General features: G+C 60.7%; 17 protein-coding genes. 11 read left to right on the top strand and 6 right to left on the bottom strand.

The genetic code is table 11. The features are described 5' to 3' along the window. Nucleotides 1-77, top strand: a 77-nt coding sequence (locus CER19_RS29140) for a hypothetical protein (RefSeq protein ID WP_256660497.1), incomplete at its 5' end; no start/stop codon positions are given. 96 nt (nucleotides 78-173) lie between these two features. Here CER19_RS29140 and serA read toward each other — a convergent pair. Beyond that, nucleotides 174-1,403, bottom strand: coding sequence for a phosphoglycerate dehydrogenase (gene serA, locus CER19_RS19430; RefSeq protein ID WP_116667611.1), 1,230 nt, complete (start codon nucleotides 1,401-1,403; stop codon nucleotides 174-176). A gap of 205 nt (nucleotides 1,404-1,608) precedes the next feature. Between serA and CER19_RS19440 the strand changes: the two genes are divergently transcribed. From CER19_RS19440 to CER19_RS19455, 4 genes are all read left to right on the top strand, one after another. Beyond that, on the top strand, nucleotides 1,609-3,003 hold the full coding sequence (locus CER19_RS19440; protein WP_116667612.1) for an FAD-binding oxidoreductase: 1,395 nt from the start codon (nucleotides 1,609-1,611) through the stop codon (nucleotides 3,001-3,003). A gap of 22 nt (nucleotides 3,004-3,025) precedes the next feature. Next, nucleotides 3,026-3,691 carry a fumarylacetoacetate hydrolase family protein gene (locus CER19_RS19445; RefSeq protein WP_116667613.1) on the top strand — a complete coding sequence of 222 codons (666 nt, stop codon included), beginning with the start codon at nucleotides 3,026-3,028 and terminating at the stop codon, nucleotides 3,689-3,691. Between the two features lie 247 nt (nucleotides 3,692-3,938). Beyond that, on the top strand, nucleotides 3,939-4,862 hold the full coding sequence (locus CER19_RS19450) for an SdiA-regulated domain-containing protein (RefSeq protein WP_116667614.1): 924 nt from the start codon (nucleotides 3,939-3,941) through the stop codon (nucleotides 4,860-4,862). Between the two features lie 121 nt (nucleotides 4,863-4,983). Then, complete coding sequence (locus CER19_RS19455) at nucleotides 4,984-5,892, top strand: SdiA-regulated domain-containing protein (RefSeq protein WP_116667615.1); 909 nt, start codon at nucleotides 4,984-4,986, stop codon at nucleotides 5,890-5,892. Here the strand turns inward: CER19_RS19455 and CER19_RS19460 are convergent, their stop codons facing one another. Together CER19_RS19460 and rpiA are read right to left on the bottom strand one after the other, a co-directional pair. Continuing rightward, nucleotides 5,893-7,839, bottom strand: a complete 1,947-nt coding sequence (locus tag CER19_RS19460) for an autotransporter domain-containing protein (RefSeq protein ID WP_116667616.1) — start codon at nucleotides 7,837-7,839, stop codon at nucleotides 5,893-5,895. Between the two features lie 333 nt (nucleotides 7,840-8,172). Then, the gene (gene rpiA, locus CER19_RS19465) at nucleotides 8,173-8,844 is read right to left on the bottom strand and encodes a ribose-5-phosphate isomerase RpiA (protein ID WP_003195201.1); all 672 of its coding nucleotides are present in this window, start codon (nucleotides 8,842-8,844) and stop codon (nucleotides 8,173-8,175) included. 138 nt (nucleotides 8,845-8,982) lie between these two features. Here rpiA and ilvA point away from each other — a divergent pair, with 138 nt between their 5' ends. Then, nucleotides 8,983-10,497, top strand: coding sequence for a threonine ammonia-lyase, biosynthetic (ilvA, locus tag CER19_RS19470; RefSeq protein ID WP_116667617.1), 1,515 nt, complete (start codon nucleotides 8,983-8,985; stop codon nucleotides 10,495-10,497). Between the two features lie 40 nt (nucleotides 10,498-10,537). Beyond that, on the top strand, nucleotides 10,538-10,951 hold the full coding sequence (locus tag CER19_RS19475; RefSeq protein ID WP_014720366.1) for a DUF2269 family protein: 414 nt from the start codon (nucleotides 10,538-10,540) through the stop codon (nucleotides 10,949-10,951). Between the two features lie 116 nt (nucleotides 10,952-11,067). Here CER19_RS19475 and CER19_RS19480 read toward each other — a convergent pair whose 3' ends face one another. After that, nucleotides 11,068-11,724 carry an HAD family phosphatase gene (locus CER19_RS19480; protein WP_116667618.1) on the bottom strand — a complete coding sequence of 219 codons (657 nt, stop codon included), beginning with the start codon at nucleotides 11,722-11,724 and terminating at the stop codon, nucleotides 11,068-11,070. Nucleotides 11,725-11,867: 143 nt separating this feature from the next. On the opposite strand from CER19_RS19480, the gene CER19_RS19485 reads away from it, so the two are divergent. Beyond that, the gene (locus tag CER19_RS19485) at nucleotides 11,868-12,347 is read left to right on the top strand and encodes an RNA pyrophosphohydrolase (protein ID WP_003176750.1); all 480 of its coding nucleotides are present in this window, start codon (nucleotides 11,868-11,870) and stop codon (nucleotides 12,345-12,347) included. 22 nt (nucleotides 12,348-12,369) lie between these two features. After that, the gene (ptsP, locus tag CER19_RS19490; RefSeq protein ID WP_116667619.1) at nucleotides 12,370-14,649 is read left to right on the top strand and encodes a phosphoenolpyruvate--protein phosphotransferase; all 2,280 of its coding nucleotides are present in this window, start codon (nucleotides 12,370-12,372) and stop codon (nucleotides 14,647-14,649) included. 99 nt (nucleotides 14,650-14,748) lie between these two features. Here the strand turns inward: ptsP and CER19_RS19495 are convergent, their stop codons facing one another. Further along, nucleotides 14,749-15,495: an NRDE family protein gene (locus CER19_RS19495; protein WP_116667620.1), complete on the bottom strand. Its 747-nt coding sequence runs from the start codon at nucleotides 15,493-15,495 to the stop codon at nucleotides 14,749-14,751. Nucleotides 15,496-15,711: 216 nt separating this feature from the next. Here CER19_RS19495 and lgt point away from each other — a divergent pair, with 216 nt between their 5' ends. Then, nucleotides 15,712-16,524 carry a prolipoprotein diacylglyceryl transferase gene (gene lgt, locus CER19_RS19500; RefSeq protein WP_003195189.1) on the top strand — a complete coding sequence of 271 codons (813 nt, stop codon included), beginning with the start codon at nucleotides 15,712-15,714 and terminating at the stop codon, nucleotides 16,522-16,524. Between the two features lie 51 nt (nucleotides 16,525-16,575). After that, on the top strand, nucleotides 16,576-17,409 hold the full coding sequence (locus CER19_RS19505) for a thymidylate synthase (protein ID WP_116667621.1): 834 nt from the start codon (nucleotides 16,576-16,578) through the stop codon (nucleotides 17,407-17,409). Between the two features lie 69 nt (nucleotides 17,410-17,478). Here CER19_RS19505 and cadR read toward each other — a convergent pair whose 3' ends face one another. Then, nucleotides 17,479-17,919: a Cd(II)/Pb(II)-responsive transcriptional regulator gene (gene cadR / locus CER19_RS19510; protein ID WP_116667622.1), complete on the bottom strand. Its 441-nt coding sequence runs from the start codon at nucleotides 17,917-17,919 to the stop codon at nucleotides 17,479-17,481. Nucleotides 17,920-17,967 lie beyond the last annotated feature (48 nt).

The raw sequence follows: 17,967 nt of genomic DNA on the forward strand, positions 1-17,967 counted from the left end.
ACGCCGAGTACTCGGACCTGGCGCAAGAGAAGCTGCAGCACATCAACGGCACTATTCGTAGCCGCGTGCTTTTCTAGTAGGCGCGAGCTTGCTCGCGAAGAACGTCAACGATGACGCGTTTAACCTGTTTAAACGCGGCGGCCTTGGGATTTTCGCGAGCAAGCTCGCGCCTACTAGAAAAGCACGCGGCTACGAATAGTGCCGTTGATGTGCTGCAGCTTCTCTTGCGCCAGGTCCGAGTACTCGGCGTCGACGTCGATCACCACGTAGCCGACCTTCTCGTTGGTCTGCAGGAACTGACCGGAGATGTTGATGCCGTTTTCCGCGAAGACCTTGTTGATCTCCATCATCACGCCAGGGATGTTCTGGTGGATGTGCAGCAGACGGTGCTTGCCCGGGTGAGCCGGCAGGGCCACTTCCGGGAAGTTGACCGACGATACCGAGGTACCGTTGTCGCTGTACTTGACCAGTTTTTCCGAGACTTCCAGGCCGATGTTGGCTTGGGCTTCAGCGGGGGAACCGCCGATGTGCGGGGTCAGGATCACGTTGTCCAGGCCACGTAGCGGGCTTTCGAAGATGTCATCGTTGGAGCGTGGCTCCACCGGGAACACGTCGATGGCAGCGCCGATCAGGTGCTTGTCCTTGATCGCGTCGGCCAGGGCATCCAGCTCGACCACGGTGCCGCGAGCGGCGTTGATCAGGATCCCGCCTTTCTTGATCGCGCGGATTTCCTTCTCACCGATCATCCACTGAGTCTCGGCCGTTTCCGGAACGTGCAGGGTGACGATGTCGGACATGCCCAGCAGCTCGGTCAGGCTGGCCACTTGGGTGGCGTTGCCCAACGGCAGCTTGGTCAGGGTGTCGTAGAAGAACACCTGCATGCCCAGGCCTTCAGCCAACACCGACAGTTGCGTGCCGATCGAGCCGTAGCCGACGATGCCCAGCTTCTTGCCGCGGATTTCGAAGGAGTTGGCCGCGCTCTTGATCCAGCCGCCACGGTGGCAGGAAGCGTTCTTCTCAGGGATACCGCGCAGCAGCAGGATGGCCTCGGCCAGCACCAGCTCCGCAACGGAACGGGTGTTGGAGTACGGTGCGTTGAACACCGCGATGCCGCGCTCGCGCGCTGCATTGAGGTCGACCTGGTTGGTGCCGATGCAGAAACAGCCGACAGCCACGAGTTTCTTGGCGTGGTCGAAGATCTCTTCGGTCAGCTGAGTGCGGGAGCGAATGCCGATAAAGTGCGCGTCGGCGATCTTTTCCTTGAGCTGGGCTTCCGGCAGAGAACTGGTGATGTACTCAATGCTGGTGTACCCGGCGGCTTTCAGAACGTCGACAGCCGATGGGTGGACGCCTTCCAGAAGAAGGAACTTGATCTTGCTCTTATCGAGAGAAGTCTTGCTCATCTGCGTAAACCTGTATCCCGGAGAAAATTGGCAGGGAGTCGAGCAGCGCAAGCTGACCCGGACGGCAGGAAAGCCGTCACCGCAGAAACGCCCTTTGGGTCTGTCCTGCGGGGGCGGTATGCTAGCATACGCACCCCGCTAAACACCTATTCCTGCGACGTGAAGCGTTCTCAGGATGACCATGAATTGTTCGAGAGTTCTGTCGATGACCCATCCTGCCCTGATTGATGAGCTAAAGACCCTGGTTGAGCCCGGCAAAGTGCTGACCGACGCCGACTCCCTGGAGGCTTACGGCAAGGATTGGACCAAGCACTTCGCACCCGCACCTAGCGCCATCGTGTTCCCCAAGACCACCGAGCAGGTACAGGCCATCGTGCGTTGGGCCAATGAGCACAAGGTGGCGCTGGTGCCATCGGGCGGGCGCACCGGTCTGTCGGCTGCTGCCGTTGCCGCCAATGGCGAAGTGGTGGTGTCGTTCGACTATATGAACCAGGTTTTCGACGTGAACCTCACCGACCGCACCGCCGTGTGCCAGCCGGGTGTGGTCACCAAGCAACTGCAGAACGTCGCTGAAGAAAACGGCCTGTATTATCCGGTGGACTTCGCCTCGTCCGGTTCCAGCCAGATTGGCGGCAATATCGGCACCAATGCCGGCGGGATCAAAGTAATTCGCTACGGTATGACCCGCAACTGGGTGGCCGGCATGAAGGTCGTCACCGGCAAAGGCGATGTGCTGGAGCTGAACCGCGACCTGATCAAGAACGCCACCGGCTACGACATGCGCCAGCTGTTTATCGGCGCCGAGGGCACCCTGGGCTTTGTGGTCGAAGCCACCATGCGCCTGGACCGTGCGCCAAAGAACCTCACGGCAATGGTGCTCGGCACGACTGATTTCGACTCGATCATGCCGGTGCTGCATGCCTTCCAGAGCAAGCTGGACCTGACCGCCTTCGAATTCTTCTCCGACAAGGCCCTGGCCAAAGTCCTTGGTCGTGGCGACGTGCCGGCGCCGTTCGAAACCGAGTGCCCGTTCTACGCTCTGCTGGAATTCGAAGCCACCACCGAAGAAGTCGCCAACCACGCCCTGGAAACGTTCGAACATTGCGTGGAGCAGGGCTGGGTGCTGGATGGCGTGATGAGCCAGAGCGAAACCCAGCTGCACAACCTGTGGAAACTGCGCGAGTACATCTCCGAAACCATTTCCCACTGGACGCCGTACAAGAACGACATCTCGGTGACCGTCTCGAAAGTGCCAGCGTTCCTGAGCGAAATTGACGCGATTGTCGGCGAACACTACCCGGACTTCGAAATTGTCTGGTTCGGCCATATCGGTGACGGCAACCTGCACCTGAACATTCTCAAGCCGGAAAACCTGAGCAAAGACGAGTTCTTTGCCAAGTGCGCCACCGTGAACAAGTGGGTATTCGAGACCGTCGCCAAGTACAACGGCTCGATTTCCGCCGAGCACGGCGTGGGCATGACCAAGCGCGATTACCTGACGTACAGCCGTTCACCGGTTGAAATCGAATACATGAAGGCCGTCAAAGCGGTGTTCGACCCTAACGGGATCATGAACCCCGGCAAGATCTTCGCTGTTTAATCGCACCTGAAGGAGTCGTTCCATGAGCTACCAGCACAAGTATGTCGACGGCACCAACATCCACTTCCCGGTGGGTAAAGTGGTGTGCATCGGGCGTAACTACGCCGAACACGCCAAGGAACTGGACAACCCGGTGCCCACCGAGCCGTTACTGTTCATCAAGCCGGGCAGTTGCGTGGTGCCGTTGGAAGGCGGCTTTGCCATTCCGACCGAGCGTGGCTCGGTGCACTACGAAGCGGAAATCGCCGTGTTGATCGGCAAGCCTTTGTCCGCCAAGCCGAGCCGGGAAGAAGTGCTGGACGCCATCTCCGGCTTCGCCCCGGCCCTGGACCTGACCCTGCGCGACAAACAGGCCGAGCTCAAAGCCAAGGGCCTGCCGTGGGAAATCGCCAAGTCGTTCGATGGCGCGGCGGTGATTGCCCCCTTCGTGGTCAGCAGTACCTTTGCAGACGTGACCGATATCGGCATTCGCCTGAGCATCAACGGCGAAGTGCGCCAGGACGGCAACAGCGCGCAGATGCTCAACCCGATTGTGCCGATGATTCAGTACATGGCGGGCTGCTTTTCCCTGCAGGCGGGCGACGTGATCCTGACCGGCACCCCGGCAGGCGTTGGCCCGTTGAGTGTGGGCGATGAAGTGGTGTTGGAGCTGGCGGGTGTGAACTGTTTCGAAAGCGTCGTGCGCTAAGTAGCAGGCAAACTACGATCAAACTGTGGGAGCGGGCTTGCTCGCGAATGCGCAGTGTCAGTCAATGCATCAACGACTGGACCACCGCATTCGCTAGCAAGCCCGCTCCCACATTGGATCTTCATTACATCCTGAATTCTCGCTTTTGCATTTTTTTCACACTCCATCCGGATAATTTCCTGCTCTTGCGCGCGGGTCCTTGAATCCTGTGCTATCCCCTACAGCTGACTTTCCGGAAAAGCGCTCAATGGTCGTACCTCTGCCCACTTCGAAAACCTCGCTCCGCTCCCGCTTGTCCATGCGCTGGTATTCCTGGGTATTTTTGGCCGGTGCCATTTTGTATGGCGTCGCCTGGGCCATGCACTGGGACGATCGCGGTCTGCTGTGGGTGCTGGAGCGTTTCGAAAGTTCGGCCGAACGCCGGGAAAGTGTGTGGCTGCCGGACTATCACGCGGTGATCGACGCCAAGTTGCTGCCCGGTATGGAGAAGGATGAGGCATCAGACCTGTCCTATAACCCGCAGACCAAAACCCTGTTTTCGGTGATGGGCAAGAACCCCTTTCTGGTTGAGCTGAGCCTGCAAGGCGATGTGTTGCGCAAGATGCCGCTCAACGGCTGGAACAATCCGGAAGGTGTGGCGGTGATGGAAAACGGCTTGATGGCGGTGGTCGATGAACGCGATCACAGCCTGACCGTGGTCAAGGTCGACGCCGGCACTACGGCGCTGAACAAGGCCGATTTCCCCAGCCATGACCTGGGCCCGTCCAAAGACCAGAACAAAGCCTTCGAAGCCGTCACCTGGGACAAGCGCAACCAGCAGCTGGTGCTGGGCGAAGAGCGCCCGCCGGCCTTGTTCACCTGGAAAAGCGATGGCAATACGCTGACCGGCGACAAGCAAAAACTGGCCAGCACCGAATTGGATGTGCGCAATCTCTCGGCCCTGTCCATCGACCCACGTACCGGGCATTTGCTGGTGCTGTCGGCCGATTCCCACCTGCTGCTGGAACTGGATGAAACGGGCGAGCAAGTCAGCTTCATGACCTTGCTTGGCGGCTTCAATGGCCTGAAAGACACGATCCCCCGTGCCGAAGGCGTGACCATGGACGAGAGCGGCAATCTGTACATGGTCAGTGAGCCAAACCTGTTCTATCGTTTTGAAAAGCGGAAATAACTGACGAATTACGTCAGACTTTTCTTTATAAACGGCATTCGCCAGACAGTCCGGTGCGTTTAAGTTTAAATTCAGGTGACCTTGATATCTATTCGCCAGTTTTTTCTCTGAGCCCGCCCCGATGCGCCGATTTGCCCGCCCCAAACCTGTTGTTTTCATCCTGCTGCTGCTCGCCCTGGTGGTTGCCGGGTTGGTGGCACAGCAGTTCCGTCTGTTCGAACGCGCCTGGTTCAACTGGCGGGTGTGGTACCAGCCTGCCGATGAGCGCGCCATTGGCCTGGCGGATTATCGCGTCCCCCTCGAAGGCCAGGTGATCGAAGGGCTCGACGACGATGTCTCGGCCCTGACCTACGACCCCGTGCGCAAAAGCCTGTTTACCGTCACCAATAAAAACGCCGAACTGGTCGAGTTGTCGCTGGAGGGCAAGATCCTGCGGCGTATTCCCCTGGTGGGCTTTGGCGATGCCGAAGCGGTGGAATTTATCAGCGACAACATCTACGTCATCAGTGATGAGCGCCAGCAGCGCTTGATCAAGGTGCATGTGGATGATGACACGAAGTTCCTCGACGCCGCCGATGCGGAGCAAATGACCCTGGGCGTGCACGTCGGCGGCAACAAGGGCTTTGAAGGGTTGGCCTACGACTCGGTGGGCAAGCGCCTGTTCGTGGCCAAGGAGCGCGACCCCATGCTGATCTACGAGGTGCATGGGTTTCCCCATTTCAAGCCGGAAAAAACCTATTCGGTGCATGTGATCAACAACCCCAAGCGCGATGCCGGGCTGTTTGTGCGCGACCTGTCGAGCCTGCAATACGACGAGCGCAGCGGCCATCTGTTGGCGCTGTCGGATGAGTCGTTCCTGGTCTTGGAGCTGGATATTGATGGTCGCCCTCTAAGCAGTCTGTCGTTGCTTAAAGGGCGCCATGGCCTGAGCAAGCGTGTGCCCCAGGCCGAAGGGATCGCCATGGATGACGACGGCACGCTGTACATGGTCAGCGAGCCGAACCTGTTTTACGTGTTCAAGAAACCCTGATCAGAACATCCATTGCACGCCCAGCGAATAACCGGTCTGGCTGCCTTCAGCATGCCCGAGGCGGCCATTGACCTCGGCAAACACGCCCAACTGTGGGGTGATCGCCAGTTGGCTGCCGAGTTGTGCGCGAGCAAAGCTCTTGTCCACTGAGCCCAGCCTGGCGGTGCGGGCCTGGCCATCGGCGCGTGCGGTGAGTTGCAGGTCGTCCCGGCGGCCGTCGGCCAATTCCTTGACCCAGGCGATGTCGCCGTAGGGCATCAGGTTCAGGCCATAGGGCAGGGCAACAGCGCCGCGCACGCGCCAGCCGAAGCTGGCTTCCAGGGAGTCGAAAGACTGCTCTTCGTACTCCAGGGCCGTACGCAGGTTCTGCTTTTCGCGGAACTTGTCGATGCGGTAATGGCTGTAGTCCAGGCCGGCGAACGGCCCGCTCTTGATCGCGCCAAACTCAAAGTCATAGCCACCCAGCCCCCGTGCGCCCACCGCCAAGGCATCGGTGTCGCCCGTCAGTTGCTGGTTGGGCAGGATCGGCCCGCCATTGGCCTGGATGACCAGGTTGCGCTTGGAGTCGAAGCGCGTGTGGCCCACGCTCAGGTCACCGGCCAGCCAGCGTGGCCCGCCATCGTTGAGCAGCGCATAGACGGCTGCCTGCCAGGTGTCGCTGTCGAGCTTGCCGCGATGCTCCAGCTTGTCGCGCCCATTGAGGTAGCTGAGGCTGGCGCCGATATTCAGGCTTGAAGTCAGTTGGTAGTCGCCGAGGGCGTGCAGACCCAGGCGTCGGGCTTCGGGGTTGGGGGCCGTGTCGAAGCCGCTGTCCGGGTTGTATTCGCCATCCACGCCGATCTCGCCATCGAAGCTTGCGACCTCGCGGCTGGCCGCTTGCAGGGTCAGCCAACGGCGATCATGCAGGCGCACCAGAGCCTGATGCTGGCGCTGCATGTTGTCTTGCATATTGCGCGCAACGGCACCGCCGGAAGCGGTCGAGGCCATCAGGTCGGCGTTGGTCAGTTCCAGCACCAGGCGGCTGAGCAGGCGTGAATAGTCACGCAGGCGCTGGTCGATGCGCGCCTGGCCGAATGCATCGGTCAGCACGGCTTTGTTGTCTTCGTTCGGATCGTGCCAGGTCGAGCCGCCGGGGATTTTCGGGTTGTCGGTCTGGGTGTAGCCGTCCAGGTCGCCCAGTTCCCAGTTGGTGGCCTCTATATAAAGGATCGGGATATTCAGCGGTTCGAACGCTTCACCATCGCTGCAGCAGCCGGTGCCCTTTGGGTACTGCGGGTCGAGGCCGGGGTTGCTGAACAACGGGATGTTCAACTCCTTGGCGATCTGGAAGGTGTGCTCACGCAAGGAGGCCAACGCCGGGTTGGCGGTGCTGTTCTGGCCGGCGTGGGCGTACATCATGTCGCCGGTGATCAGGCTGTCGAGGTTGATCATCGCGAGCATGTTGGCGCGCTGGCTGGCGCTGAGTGAGTCGACAAAGGCCCGGGAGCCACGCAGGCCCTCTTCTTCGGCGCCGAAGCCAACGATTTGCAGGCCATTTTCCAGTGACAGGCCGCCGAGGTTCTTCGCCACCTCGGTCAACACGCTGGCGCCGGAACCGTTGTCATCCAGGCCTTGCAGGGTCGGGCGGCCGAAGTAGGTATCGAAATGCGCGCCAATCACCACGTACTGGGCCTTGGTGCCAGCGGCAGAGGCCACCACGTTTTGCGAAGCCCGTCTGCCGTTATTCCAGGTGAAGTCCTGGCGGCTGATGCTATAGGCCGTGCCCATCTGGCTCTGCATCCAGTCGGCTGCCCCGGCAAAATTTGCCGTGCCGCGATAACGGCCAGGGTAGTCGTTGATCAGTTTTTCCAGGGTGGTGTTGGCGTGCTGGCCGTAATCGTAGGCCTGGGTATGCGTGGACAGCAAGGCACCGGCAACGCTGACGGCGAGGGCTAAGGGCTTTATCACAAGGTCTTCCTTGAGGTGAGGGGGACGTTCAAGCCCAGACCCTTTGCACAATGCGCGCCTCATTCCCTGGGCGGCTGCGAATTGGCGCATTGTTAAACGCGTGGGTCGCGTGGCTGTAATTTGTAACGGATTGGATACCAGGCGGGGCAGAGGATGCCGTGACAGAGCGCACGGTTTTGGCGAGGAGTGCTGCGAAAAGTAGCGTTTTTGTTACATCGCTTTATAGCCGAGCGCTAACACATGTGGGAGCTGGCTTGCCTGCGATGGCATCGCCTCGGTATCCATTGATACACCGAGTCGTCTGCATCGCGGGCAAGCCCGGCTCCCACAGGGTCAGGCCTTGAGGGTTTTCACGCCTTCCGGGGTGCCCAGCAGCAATACATCCGCCGGGCGCGCCGCGAACAGGCCGTTGGTGACCACGCCCACAATGGCGTTGATCTGCGTCTCAAGCTCCACCGGGTTGGTGATCTGCATATTGAACACGTCGAGGATGATGTTGCCGTTGTCGGTCAACACACCTTCGCGGTACACCGGGTCGCCGCCCAGTTTCACCAGCTCGCGGGCCACGTGGCTGCGGGCCATGGGGATGACTTCTACCGGCAGTGGGAACGTGCCCAGCACGGGGACCAGCTTGCTCGCGTCGGCGATGCAAATGAAGGTCTTGGCCACGGCCGCGACAATCTTCTCGCGGGTGAGGGCCGCGCCGCCGCCTTTGATCAGGTTCAGGTGTTCGTCGCTTTCATCGGCGCCGTCGACGTAGAACTCCAGGTCGCTCACGGTGTTGAGTTCGTACACCGGAATGCCATGGCCCTTGAGGCGGGCAGCGGTGGCTTCGGAACTGGCGACGGCGCCGTCGAACGCGCCCTTGTGCTGGGCCAGTGCGTCGATAAAGCAGTTGGCGGTGGAACCGGTGCCGACACCGACGATGCTCTTGTCGTCGAGTTTAGGAAGGATTAAATCGACAGCGGCCTGGGCCACTGCCTGTTTGAGTTGATCCTGGGTCATGCGGGCTCCGGAACGGGCGGGGAATTAACGAGGGCGGCGAGTATAACCCAACAAAACCTCGGGATTCGTGTGGTCGCCCGGCCAAACGCTGGGTTAGACTCCTTGGCCCTGCCCAACCCGTGAAGTAGATGCCTGCCGATGCTTGAACACTACGTCAAAAAAATCCTCACCTCGCGCGTTTACGACATCGCCGTGGAAACCCCCTTGCAGACTGCCCGCCAGCTCTCCGAGCGGCTGGGTAACAAGATTTGGCTCAAGCGCGAAGACTTGCAGCCGGTGTTCTCGTTCAAGATTCGCGGCGCCTACAACAAGCTGACCCAGCTCAGTGCCGAAGAACGTGCACGCGGCGTCGTCACCGCGTCGGCCGGCAACCATGCCCAGGGCCTGGCCCTGGCGGCCAAGGTGCTGGGGGTGAAAGCCACCATCGTGATGCCCAAGACCACCCCGGAGATCAAGGTCGAAGGCGTGCGCTCCCGTGGCGGCAAAGTGGTATTGCACGGTGATTCCTTCCCGGAAGCCCTGGCCTACTCGCTCAAGCTGGTCGACGAAAAAGGCTACGTGTACATCCACCCTTACGATGATCCGCACACCATTGCCGGGCAGGGCACCGTGGCGATGGAGATCCTGCGCCAGCACCCAGGGCCTTTGGACGCGATTTTCGTACCGGTGGGCGGCGGCGGGCTGATCGCCGGGATTGCGGCGTATGTGAAATACCTGCGCCCGGAGATCAAGATCATCGGCGTGGAACCGGACGATTCCAACTGCCTGCAAGCCGCCATGGCGGCGGGCGAGCGTGTGGTATTGCCGACTGTGGGGATCTTCGCCGACGGCGTGGCGGTGGCGCAGATCGGCCAGCATACCTTCGACATCTGCAAAGACTATGTGGATGAAGTGATCACCGTCAGCACCGATGAAATCTGTGCGGCGATCAAGGACATCTACGATGACACCCGCTCCATCACCGAACCGGCCGGTGCGCTGGGTGTGGCCGGGATCAAAAAGTACGTCGAGACCCGTGGCGTCAGCGGCCAGAGCTTTGTCGCCATCGACTCGGGTGCTAACGTCAACTTCGACCGCTTGCGCCATGTGGCCGAGCGCGCCGAGTTGGGTGAAGGTCGTGAGGCCATCATCGCTGTGACCATCCCCGAGCGACCGGGCAGCTTCAAGGCCTTCTGCGAGGCGGTGGGCAAGCGCCAGATCACCGAATTCAACTACCGCTACCACTCCGGCAGCGAAGCGCACATTTTCGTCGGCGTGCAAACCCACCCGGAAAACGACCCGCGCAGCGCGTTGGTGGCCAGCCTGACCAGCCAGGGTTTCCCGGTGCTGGACCTCACCGAGAACGAACTGGCCAAGTTGCACATTCGCCATATGGTCGGCGGGCATGCGGCCAAAGTCAGCGACGAGCTGGTGTTTCGTTTCGAGTTTCCGGAGCGGCCGGGGGCGTTGTTCAACTTCCTCAACAAGCTCGGCGGGCGCTGGAACATCTCAATGTTCCACTACCGCAACCACGGCGCGGCTGACGGCCGAGTGGTGGCGGGCTTGCAAGTGCCGGCAGACGAGCGCCACCTGGTGCCCGCGGCCTTGGCGCAAATCGGTTACCCCTACTGGGATGAAAGCGAAAACCCGGCTTACCAGCTGTTCCTCGGTTGAGCGACTACGCTGACTGAGCGGCCTATAAGGAATAGAGACCATGGAAACGCTGACCACCCTCAAGGTGATCCACATCACCGCCACCGTATTGCTGCTGCTCAGCGGCCTCGGCCTGGCTGTATTGGCGTGGCGTAAACGTAGCGCCGGCCCGGCCGCGACCGTGCAACGCCCCTGGGCATTTGTATGGCTGCTGATGGGCATTTGCCTGGTGAGCATGCCGTTCACCGGCTGGTGGCTGGTGCACCTGCTCGGCTGGCCATTGGGGCAAACCTGGATTTTGGGCTCCAGCATCCTCTACACCGTGGCGGCGCTGGCCTGGTTCTGGCTGGTGGCGCGGCTCAATCGGCTGCGCAAGGGCGAGGGCGGGAGCCTGAATTTCACCCTGGTGCTGGCGGTGGTCAGCCTGGTGGGGTTTGTGGCGATTGCAGGGCTTATGGGCGCCAAGCCGGTTTGATTCCCTGTAGGAGCGAGCTTGCTCGCGAAAAACTCAAGGGCGCCGCGTTCATTCAGGATGACCGCGTCAGCGTTGACGATTTTCGCGAGCAAGCTCGCTCCTACAGGTGAAGTCGATCAGTCGCGCAGCGTAATCACCGGCCAACCCCGCTTCTGGGCCTCAACTCGCAAATTCGGGTCCGGATCCACCGCCACCGGGTGCGTCACCTGCTCCAGCAACGGCAAGTCATTCATCGAATCGCTGTAGAAGTAGCTGTCTTCCAGGCTGTGCCCGGTTTCTTCCAACCAACGGTTCAAACGTGTCACCTTGCCTTCGCGAAAGCACGGCACGTCGGTGCTGCGCCCGGTGTAGCGGCCATCCACCATTTCGCATTCAGTGGCGATCAAGGTCTCGACGCCCAGGCGTTCGGCAATCGGCGCGGTGACGAAGCGGTTGGTAGCGGTGATGATCACCAGCTTGTCACCGGCGGCGCGGTGCTTGGCCAGCAGTTCAACGGCCTTGGGGAGCATGATGGGCTCGATGCAGTCGCGCATGTAGTCGTTGTGCCACGCGTCCAGCTGGGCCATCTCGGTGCGGCCGAGGATTTCCAGGCAGAAGTTCAAGTAGGCGGCGTTATCCAGCCGGCCAGCCAGGTAGTCCTGGTAGAACTCGTCGTTACGGGCCTTGTAGGCCACAGCGTCGAGAATCCCGCGTTCACACAGGTAATCGCCCCAGGCGTGATCGCTGTCACCGCCCAGAAGGGTATTGTCCAAGTCGAATAAAGCCAGGCGCATTGCAGTTACTCGCTGAAAAGTCTGTAAAAAGGCGCCCAGAATACGGTCTTTTCACAAGAGTGCACATAAGGTAAGAAGCCTCGTTGCCGCTGGAACAACCTTTGTGGAACAATGCGGCGACATGCGTTTGCGAGGTTGTTGCCGTGATCGACCCCGATGGTTTCCGTCCTAATGTCGGCATTATTCTGACGAATGATGCCGGACAGGTGCTATGGGCTCGCCGAATCAACCAAGATGCCTGGCAGTTTCCTCAAGGTGGAATCAACCCCGACGAAACCCCTGAAGACGCCTTGTACCGTGAGTTGAACGAAGAAGTCGGCCTTGAGCGCGAAGATGTGCAAATTCTGGCCTGTACTCGTGGCTGGTTGCGCTATCGTTTGCCGCAACGCCTGGTGCGTACCCACAGCCAACCGCTGTGCATCGGCCAGAAGCAGAAATGGTTTCTTTTGCGCCTGATCTCCAACGAGCAGCGGGTGCGGATGGATTTGACCGGTAAACCGGAGTTCGATGGCTGGCGCTGGGTCAGCTATTGGTACCCGTTGGGCCAGGTGGTGACATTCAAGCGCGAGGTTTATCGTCGCGCTCTCAAAGAGCTTGCCCCGCGCCTTTTAGCGCGCGACTGACGACGGAGTTCGACCCCGAGCCATGCTCAATACGCTGCGCAAGATCGTCCAGGAAGTTAACTCCGCCAAGGATCTCAAGGCGGCGTTGGGGATTATTGTGTTGCGCGTCAAGGAAGCCATGGGCAGCCAGGTCTGCTCGGTTTACCTGCTGGACCCCGAGACCAACCGTTTTGTGCTGATGGCCACGGAGGGCTTGAACAAGCGCTCCATCGGCAAGGTCAGCATGGCGCCCAATGAAGGTCTGGTGGGCCTGGTGGGGACGCGTGAAGAACCCCTTAACCTCGAGAACGCGGCCGATCACCCGCGTTATCGCTACTTTGCCGAAACCGGTGAAGAGCGCTACGCCTCGTTCCTTGGCGCACCGATCATTCACCACCGCCGCGTTGTCGGCGTGTTGGTCATCCAGCAAAAAGAGCGTCGCCAGTTCGACGAAGGCGAAGAAGCCTTCCTGGTGACCATGAGCGCGCAACTGGCCGGGGTTATCGCCCATGCCGAAGCCACTGGCTCGATTCGCGGCCTGGGGCGCCAGGGCAAGGGTATCCAGGAAGCCAAGTTCGTCGGCGTACCGGGTTCGCCGGGCGCCGCGGTGGGTACTGCGGTGGTCATGCTGCCGCCAGCCGACCTCGATGTGGTGCCGGACAAGACCGTCCACGACATCGACGCCGAAATCAAACTGTTCAAGACCGCCCTCGAAGGCGTGCGCGCCGACATGCGCAACCTGTCGACCAAGCTGGCCACCCAACTGCGCCCCGAAGAGCGTGCGCTGTTTGACGTGTACCAGATGATGCTCGACGACGCGTCCCTGGGTAACGAAGTCAAGACCGTGATCAAGACCGGCCAGTGGGCCCAGGGCGCGTTGCGCCAGGTGGTCACCGATCACGTCAACCGTTTCGAAATGATGGACGACGCCTACCTGCGCGAGCGCGCATCGGATGTGCGCGACCTGGGGCGCCGTCTGTTGGCGTACCTGCAGGAAGACCGCAGCACCAACATGGTCTTCCCCGATAACACCATCCTGGTCAGCGAAGAGTTGACCGCCACCCAGCTTGGCGAAGTGCCTGAAGGCAAGCTGGTGGGCCTGGTTTCGGTATTGGGTTCGGGTAACTCCCACGTGGCGATCCTGGCCCGGGCCATGGGTATCCCGACGGTGATGGGCCTGGTGGACCTGCCGTATTCCAAGGTCGATGGCATCGACATGATCGTCGACGGGCATCGCGGCGAGGTGTTCACCAACCCCAGCGACGTGCTGCGCAAGCAATACGCCGAGGTGGTGGAAGAAGAGAAGCAACTGGCCCAGGGCCTGGATTCGCTACGCGAGCTGCCGTGTGTCACTCCCGACGGCCACCGCGTACCGCTGCTGGTCAATACCGGCCTGCTGGCGGATGTAGCCCGTGCGCAACAACGCGGCGCCGAAGGGGTGGGGCTGTACCGCACCGAAGTGCCGTTCATGATCAACCAGCGTTTCCCGAGCGAGAAGGAGCAGCTGGCGATTTATCGCGAGCAACTGCAAGCCTTCCACCCGTTACCGGTGACGATGCGCAGCCTGGACATTGGCGGCGACAAGTCACTGTCCTATTTCCCGATCAAGGAAGACAACCCCTTCCTTGGCTGGCGCGGTATTCGCGTTACCCTCGACCATCCCGAAATCTTCCTCGTCCAGACCCGCGCCATGCTCAAGGCCAGCGAGGGCTTGAACAACCTGCGTATCCTGCTGCCGATGATCTCCGGCACCCATGAACTGGAAGAAGCCCTGCACCTGATCCACCGCGCCTGGGGCGAAGTGCGCGACGAAGGCGCCGATGTGCCGATGCCGCCGATTGGCGTGATGATCGAAATCCCGGCGGCGGTGTACCAGGCCAAGGAACTGGCGCGGCAGGTAGACTTCCTGTCGGTGGGCTCCAACGACCTGACCCAGTACCTGCTGGCCGTGGACCGTAACAACCCACGGGTGGCCGACCTCTACGACTACCTGCACCCGGCGGTGCTACAAGCGCTGCAACACGTGGTGCGCGACGCCCATGCCGAAGGCAAGCCGGTGAGTATCTGCGGCGAAATGGCCGGCGACCCGGCCGCGGCGGTGCTGCTGATGGCGATGGGCTTTGACAGCCTGTCGATGAACGCCACCAACTTGCCGAAAGTGAAGTGGATGCTGCGCCAGGTGGAATTGAGCAGGGCCAAGGATTTGCTCGCCGAGTTGATGACCATCGACAACCCGCAAGTTATCCACAGCTCGCTGCAATTGGCGCTGAAGAATCTGGGGTTGACCCGGATGATCAACCCGGCCTCGGCCAAAACCCTCTAAACCGAGGCGCCTTCATCGCAGGCAAGCCAGCTCCCACCTGTGGAATGCATTCCAAATGTGGGAGCTGGCTTGCCTGCGATGACGCCAGTCCAAGCGCCGTCAGATTTCCAGTTCAACCTCACCCAGCCGCCCACCGTGCGGGCCAAAACTACGCTCCAGTATCCTGCGCGTCCCATCGGCATTCACAATCAGCGCCGTGCTCGCCCGTGTCCCATAACTGGGGCTGGCGATAAACACGCTCGACAGCAGGCTTTCGGTCGCCAGGCCTACGCCGGTGTCTGGCAGTTCAGCGAACGGGGCGGTCTGTGGGTCGCTGAGAATTCCCAGCAGTGCCTCAGGCTCGGGGTTTTCCAGCACTGCGCTGAACGCCGCCTTGGTTTTCACCAACTTCGGCCAGGGCGTATCCAGCCCGGCATTGGATAACCCGTACACCCCAGCTTTCAACCGCGTCGGTTCGGTGTCGTTGGCGTTGTAGTGCCACAGTTCATCGCGCGTGCCCACCAGCAGGTTGAACCCGGCATATTCAATCGAGCGTCCATTCACATCGGCTAAATAGTCCTCAATCGGCAGCGAACCACTGAGAAACCGCGCGACCAGCTCGCCACGAGACCTGCGCGCCGGTGGCTGGTGCGGGTCGCGGATGTTGGTCAGGGCGGCAAAGCGGCCATCGGCATTCACCCCAAGCCACGTACCTCCCGCTTCCTGATCGCGACCGGCATAGACCTGGGGCGCATCCGCCCACTGGGCCAGCGGCAGGCTGGGGCGGGCGTAGAACTCATCGCGGGTGGCCGCGACGATCAACGGCTGGGCATGGCCCGGTCGCCAGGCGAAAACAATCAGGCACATCGGGTGACCCCTTTTGTGTTTTTGCCACTCTACCCACAGACGCGCCGGTGTTCCATCGTCTCGAAGTTGGGCCGCGCACCTCTGATCCGTTAACATGCCGGGCTGTTTGGTGTGTATGTGAACTTCTTAATTTGATCTCGCAGCTGTAACGCAGGCTTAATCGCACATCGGCATGGTCCGGTGCGTCATGACTAAATGTTTTAACGAGGAGTCGCAATGCTGCCTTACCCGCAGATCGACCCGGTGGCCCTGGCCATCGGTCCGCTGAAAATCCATTGGTACGGGTTGATGTACCTGATCGGCATCGGCGGTGCCTGGCTGCTGGCTTCCCGGCGCCTGAACCGTTTCGACCCGACCTGGACCAAGGAGAAGCTCTCCGACATGGTGTTCTGGATGTCGATGGGCGTGATCGTCGGCGGGCGCCTGGGGTATGTGCTGTTCTACGACCTGTCTGCGTATCTCGCCAACCCGACCCTGATCTTCGAAGTATGGAAGGGCGGCATGGCGTTCCACGGCGGGTTTATCGGCGTGATGATCGCCGCCTGGTGGTTTGGCCGGCGCAATGGCAAGTCGTTCTTCCAACTGATGGACTTCGTCGCCCCCTTCGTGCCGATCGGCCTGGGCGCCGGGCGCATTGGTAACTTTATCAACGCCGAGCTGTGGGGCAAGCCGACCGACGTACCGTGGGCGATGGTGTTCCCGCCGTTCAGCGACCCGGCGCAACTGCCGCGCCACCCGTCGCAGCTGTACCAGTTCGCGTTGGAAGGTGTGGCGCTGTTCCTTATTCTGTATATCTTCTCGCGCAAGCCACGCCCAACCATGGCCGTGTCGGGCATGTTCGCGCTGTTCTACGGGATTTTCCGCTTTATCGTCGAATTCGTACGGGTACCGGATGCGCAGTTGGGCTACCTGGCATGGGGCTGGCTGACCATGGGTCAGGTGCTTAGCCTGCCGATGATCCTGGCGGGCCTGGGCATGCTGTGGTGGGCGTACAATCGCCCGCAGCCGCTGAAGAACGCCGCGCTTTAAATTCGAATGCCAAGACCAGGAGGTCTTGGCTTCAACGATACGGGTAAAAACATGAAGCAATATCTCGAACTGCTGCAGGACGTCGTGACCAATGGCCTGGCCAAGGGCGACCGCACGGGCACCGGCACCAAGGCTGTGTTTGCGCGTCAGTATCGGCATAACCTGGCCGACGGCTTCCCGCTGCTGACCACCAAGAAGCTGCACTTCAAAAGCATCGCCAACGAACTGATCTGGATGTTGAGCGGCAACACCAACATCAAGTGGCTCAACGAAAATGGCGTGAAGATTTGGGATGAGTGGGCCACCGAAGACGGCGACCTGGGCCCGGTCTACGGCGAGCAGTGGACCGCCTGGCCGACCAAGGACGGCGGCACGATCAACCAGATCGACTACATGGTGCACACGCTCAAGACCAACCCCAACAGCCGTCGCATCCTGTTCCATGGCTGGAACGTCGAATACCTGCCGGACGAAACCCAGAGCCCGCAGGAGAACGCGCGTAACGGCAAGCAAGCCCTGCCGCCGTGCCATTTGCTGTACCAGGCGTTCGTGCATGACGGCCATCTGTCGATGCAGCTGTATATCCGCAGCTCCGACGTGTTCCTGGGCCTGCCGTACAACACCGCTGCGCTGGCGTTGCTGACCCACATGCTGGCCCAGCAGTGCGACCTGATCCCCCACGAGATCATCGTCACCACTGGCGACACCCACGCCTACAGCAACCACATGGAACAGATCCAGACCCAGTTGGCGCGTACGCCGAAAAAACTGCCGGAACTGGTGATCAAGCGTAAGCCTGCGTCGATCTACGACTATAAGTTCGAAGACTTCGAAATCGTGGGTTACGACGCCGACCCAAGCATCAAGGCGGCCGTGGCTATCTAAAGCCTTACTCGGTGAAAAACTGTGGGAGCTGGCTTGCCAGCTCCCACATGGGTTTGGTGTTCACCTAAGTTAATGGCCGTGGCTTCTGCCCACATGCGAAGGCTCGGCCTCGCTGGCCGTAATCGCGCCGCTGACTTCCAACTGCTGCAGGATCCCGCAGTGGTTCCCACCGCCGCAACGTTGGCGCAGGTCCAGCAGTTGTTCCTGCAAGGCCAACAATCCGTCGATCCGCGCTTTCACATGATGGATATGCTCGTCGATCAACGCATTCACGCTTTCGCACTGGTCCTGGGGGCTGTCGCGTAGCCCCAGCAGGCTGCGGATTTCTTCGAGGGTCATGTCCAGGCTGCGGCAGTTGCGGATAAAGGTCAGCCGCTCGGTGTGCGCCTGGGTGTACACGCGGTAGTTGCCGTCGGTGCGTGCCGGGGGCGGCAGCAGGTTTTCCTTCTCGTAATAACGGATGGTTTCCACCGGGCAATCGGTGAGTTTGGCCAGTTCGCCGATCTTCATCGCAGCAATCTCCAAATGGGCGCTTGACCCTATAGTGGCTACAGGGTC

The sequence above is a fragment of the Pseudomonas sp. GL93 genome (assembly GCF_003408955.1).
In the GTDB taxonomy this organism is placed as follows: Bacteria; Pseudomonadota; Gammaproteobacteria; order Pseudomonadales; family Pseudomonadaceae; genus Aquipseudomonas; species Aquipseudomonas paracarnis.

Coding starts and splice junctions, on each gene's coding strand:
- serA (WP_116667611.1), bottom strand. CDS start 1,403: ATGAGCAAGACTTCTCTCGATAAGAGCAAGATCAAGTTCCTTCTTCTG.
- CER19_RS19440 (WP_116667612.1), top strand. CDS start 1,609: ATGACCCATCCTGCCCTGATTGATGAGCTAAAGACCCTGGTTGAGCCC.
- CER19_RS19445 (WP_116667613.1), top strand. CDS start 3,026: ATGAGCTACCAGCACAAGTATGTCGACGGCACCAACATCCACTTCCCG.
- CER19_RS19450 (WP_116667614.1), top strand. CDS start 3,939: ATGGTCGTACCTCTGCCCACTTCGAAAACCTCGCTCCGCTCCCGCTTG.
- CER19_RS19455 (WP_116667615.1), top strand. CDS start 4,984: ATGCGCCGATTTGCCCGCCCCAAACCTGTTGTTTTCATCCTGCTGCTG.
- rpiA (WP_003195201.1), bottom strand. CDS start 8,844: ATGACCCAGGATCAACTCAAACAGGCAGTGGCCCAGGCCGCTGTCGAT.
- ilvA (WP_116667617.1), top strand. CDS start 8,983: ATGCTTGAACACTACGTCAAAAAAATCCTCACCTCGCGCGTTTACGAC.
- CER19_RS19475 (WP_014720366.1), top strand. CDS start 10,538: ATGGAAACGCTGACCACCCTCAAGGTGATCCACATCACCGCCACCGTA.
- CER19_RS19480 (WP_116667618.1), bottom strand. CDS start 11,724: ATGCGCCTGGCTTTATTCGACTTGGACAATACCCTTCTGGGCGGTGAC.
- ptsP (WP_116667619.1), top strand. CDS start 12,370: ATGCTCAATACGCTGCGCAAGATCGTCCAGGAAGTTAACTCCGCCAAG.
- CER19_RS19495 (WP_116667620.1), bottom strand. CDS start 15,495: ATGTGCCTGATTGTTTTCGCCTGGCGACCGGGCCATGCCCAGCCGTTG.
- lgt (WP_003195189.1), top strand. CDS start 15,712: ATGCTGCCTTACCCGCAGATCGACCCGGTGGCCCTGGCCATCGGTCCG.
- CER19_RS19505 (WP_116667621.1), top strand. CDS start 16,576: ATGAAGCAATATCTCGAACTGCTGCAGGACGTCGTGACCAATGGCCTG.
- cadR (WP_116667622.1), bottom strand. CDS start 17,919: ATGAAGATCGGCGAACTGGCCAAACTCACCGATTGCCCGGTGGAAACC.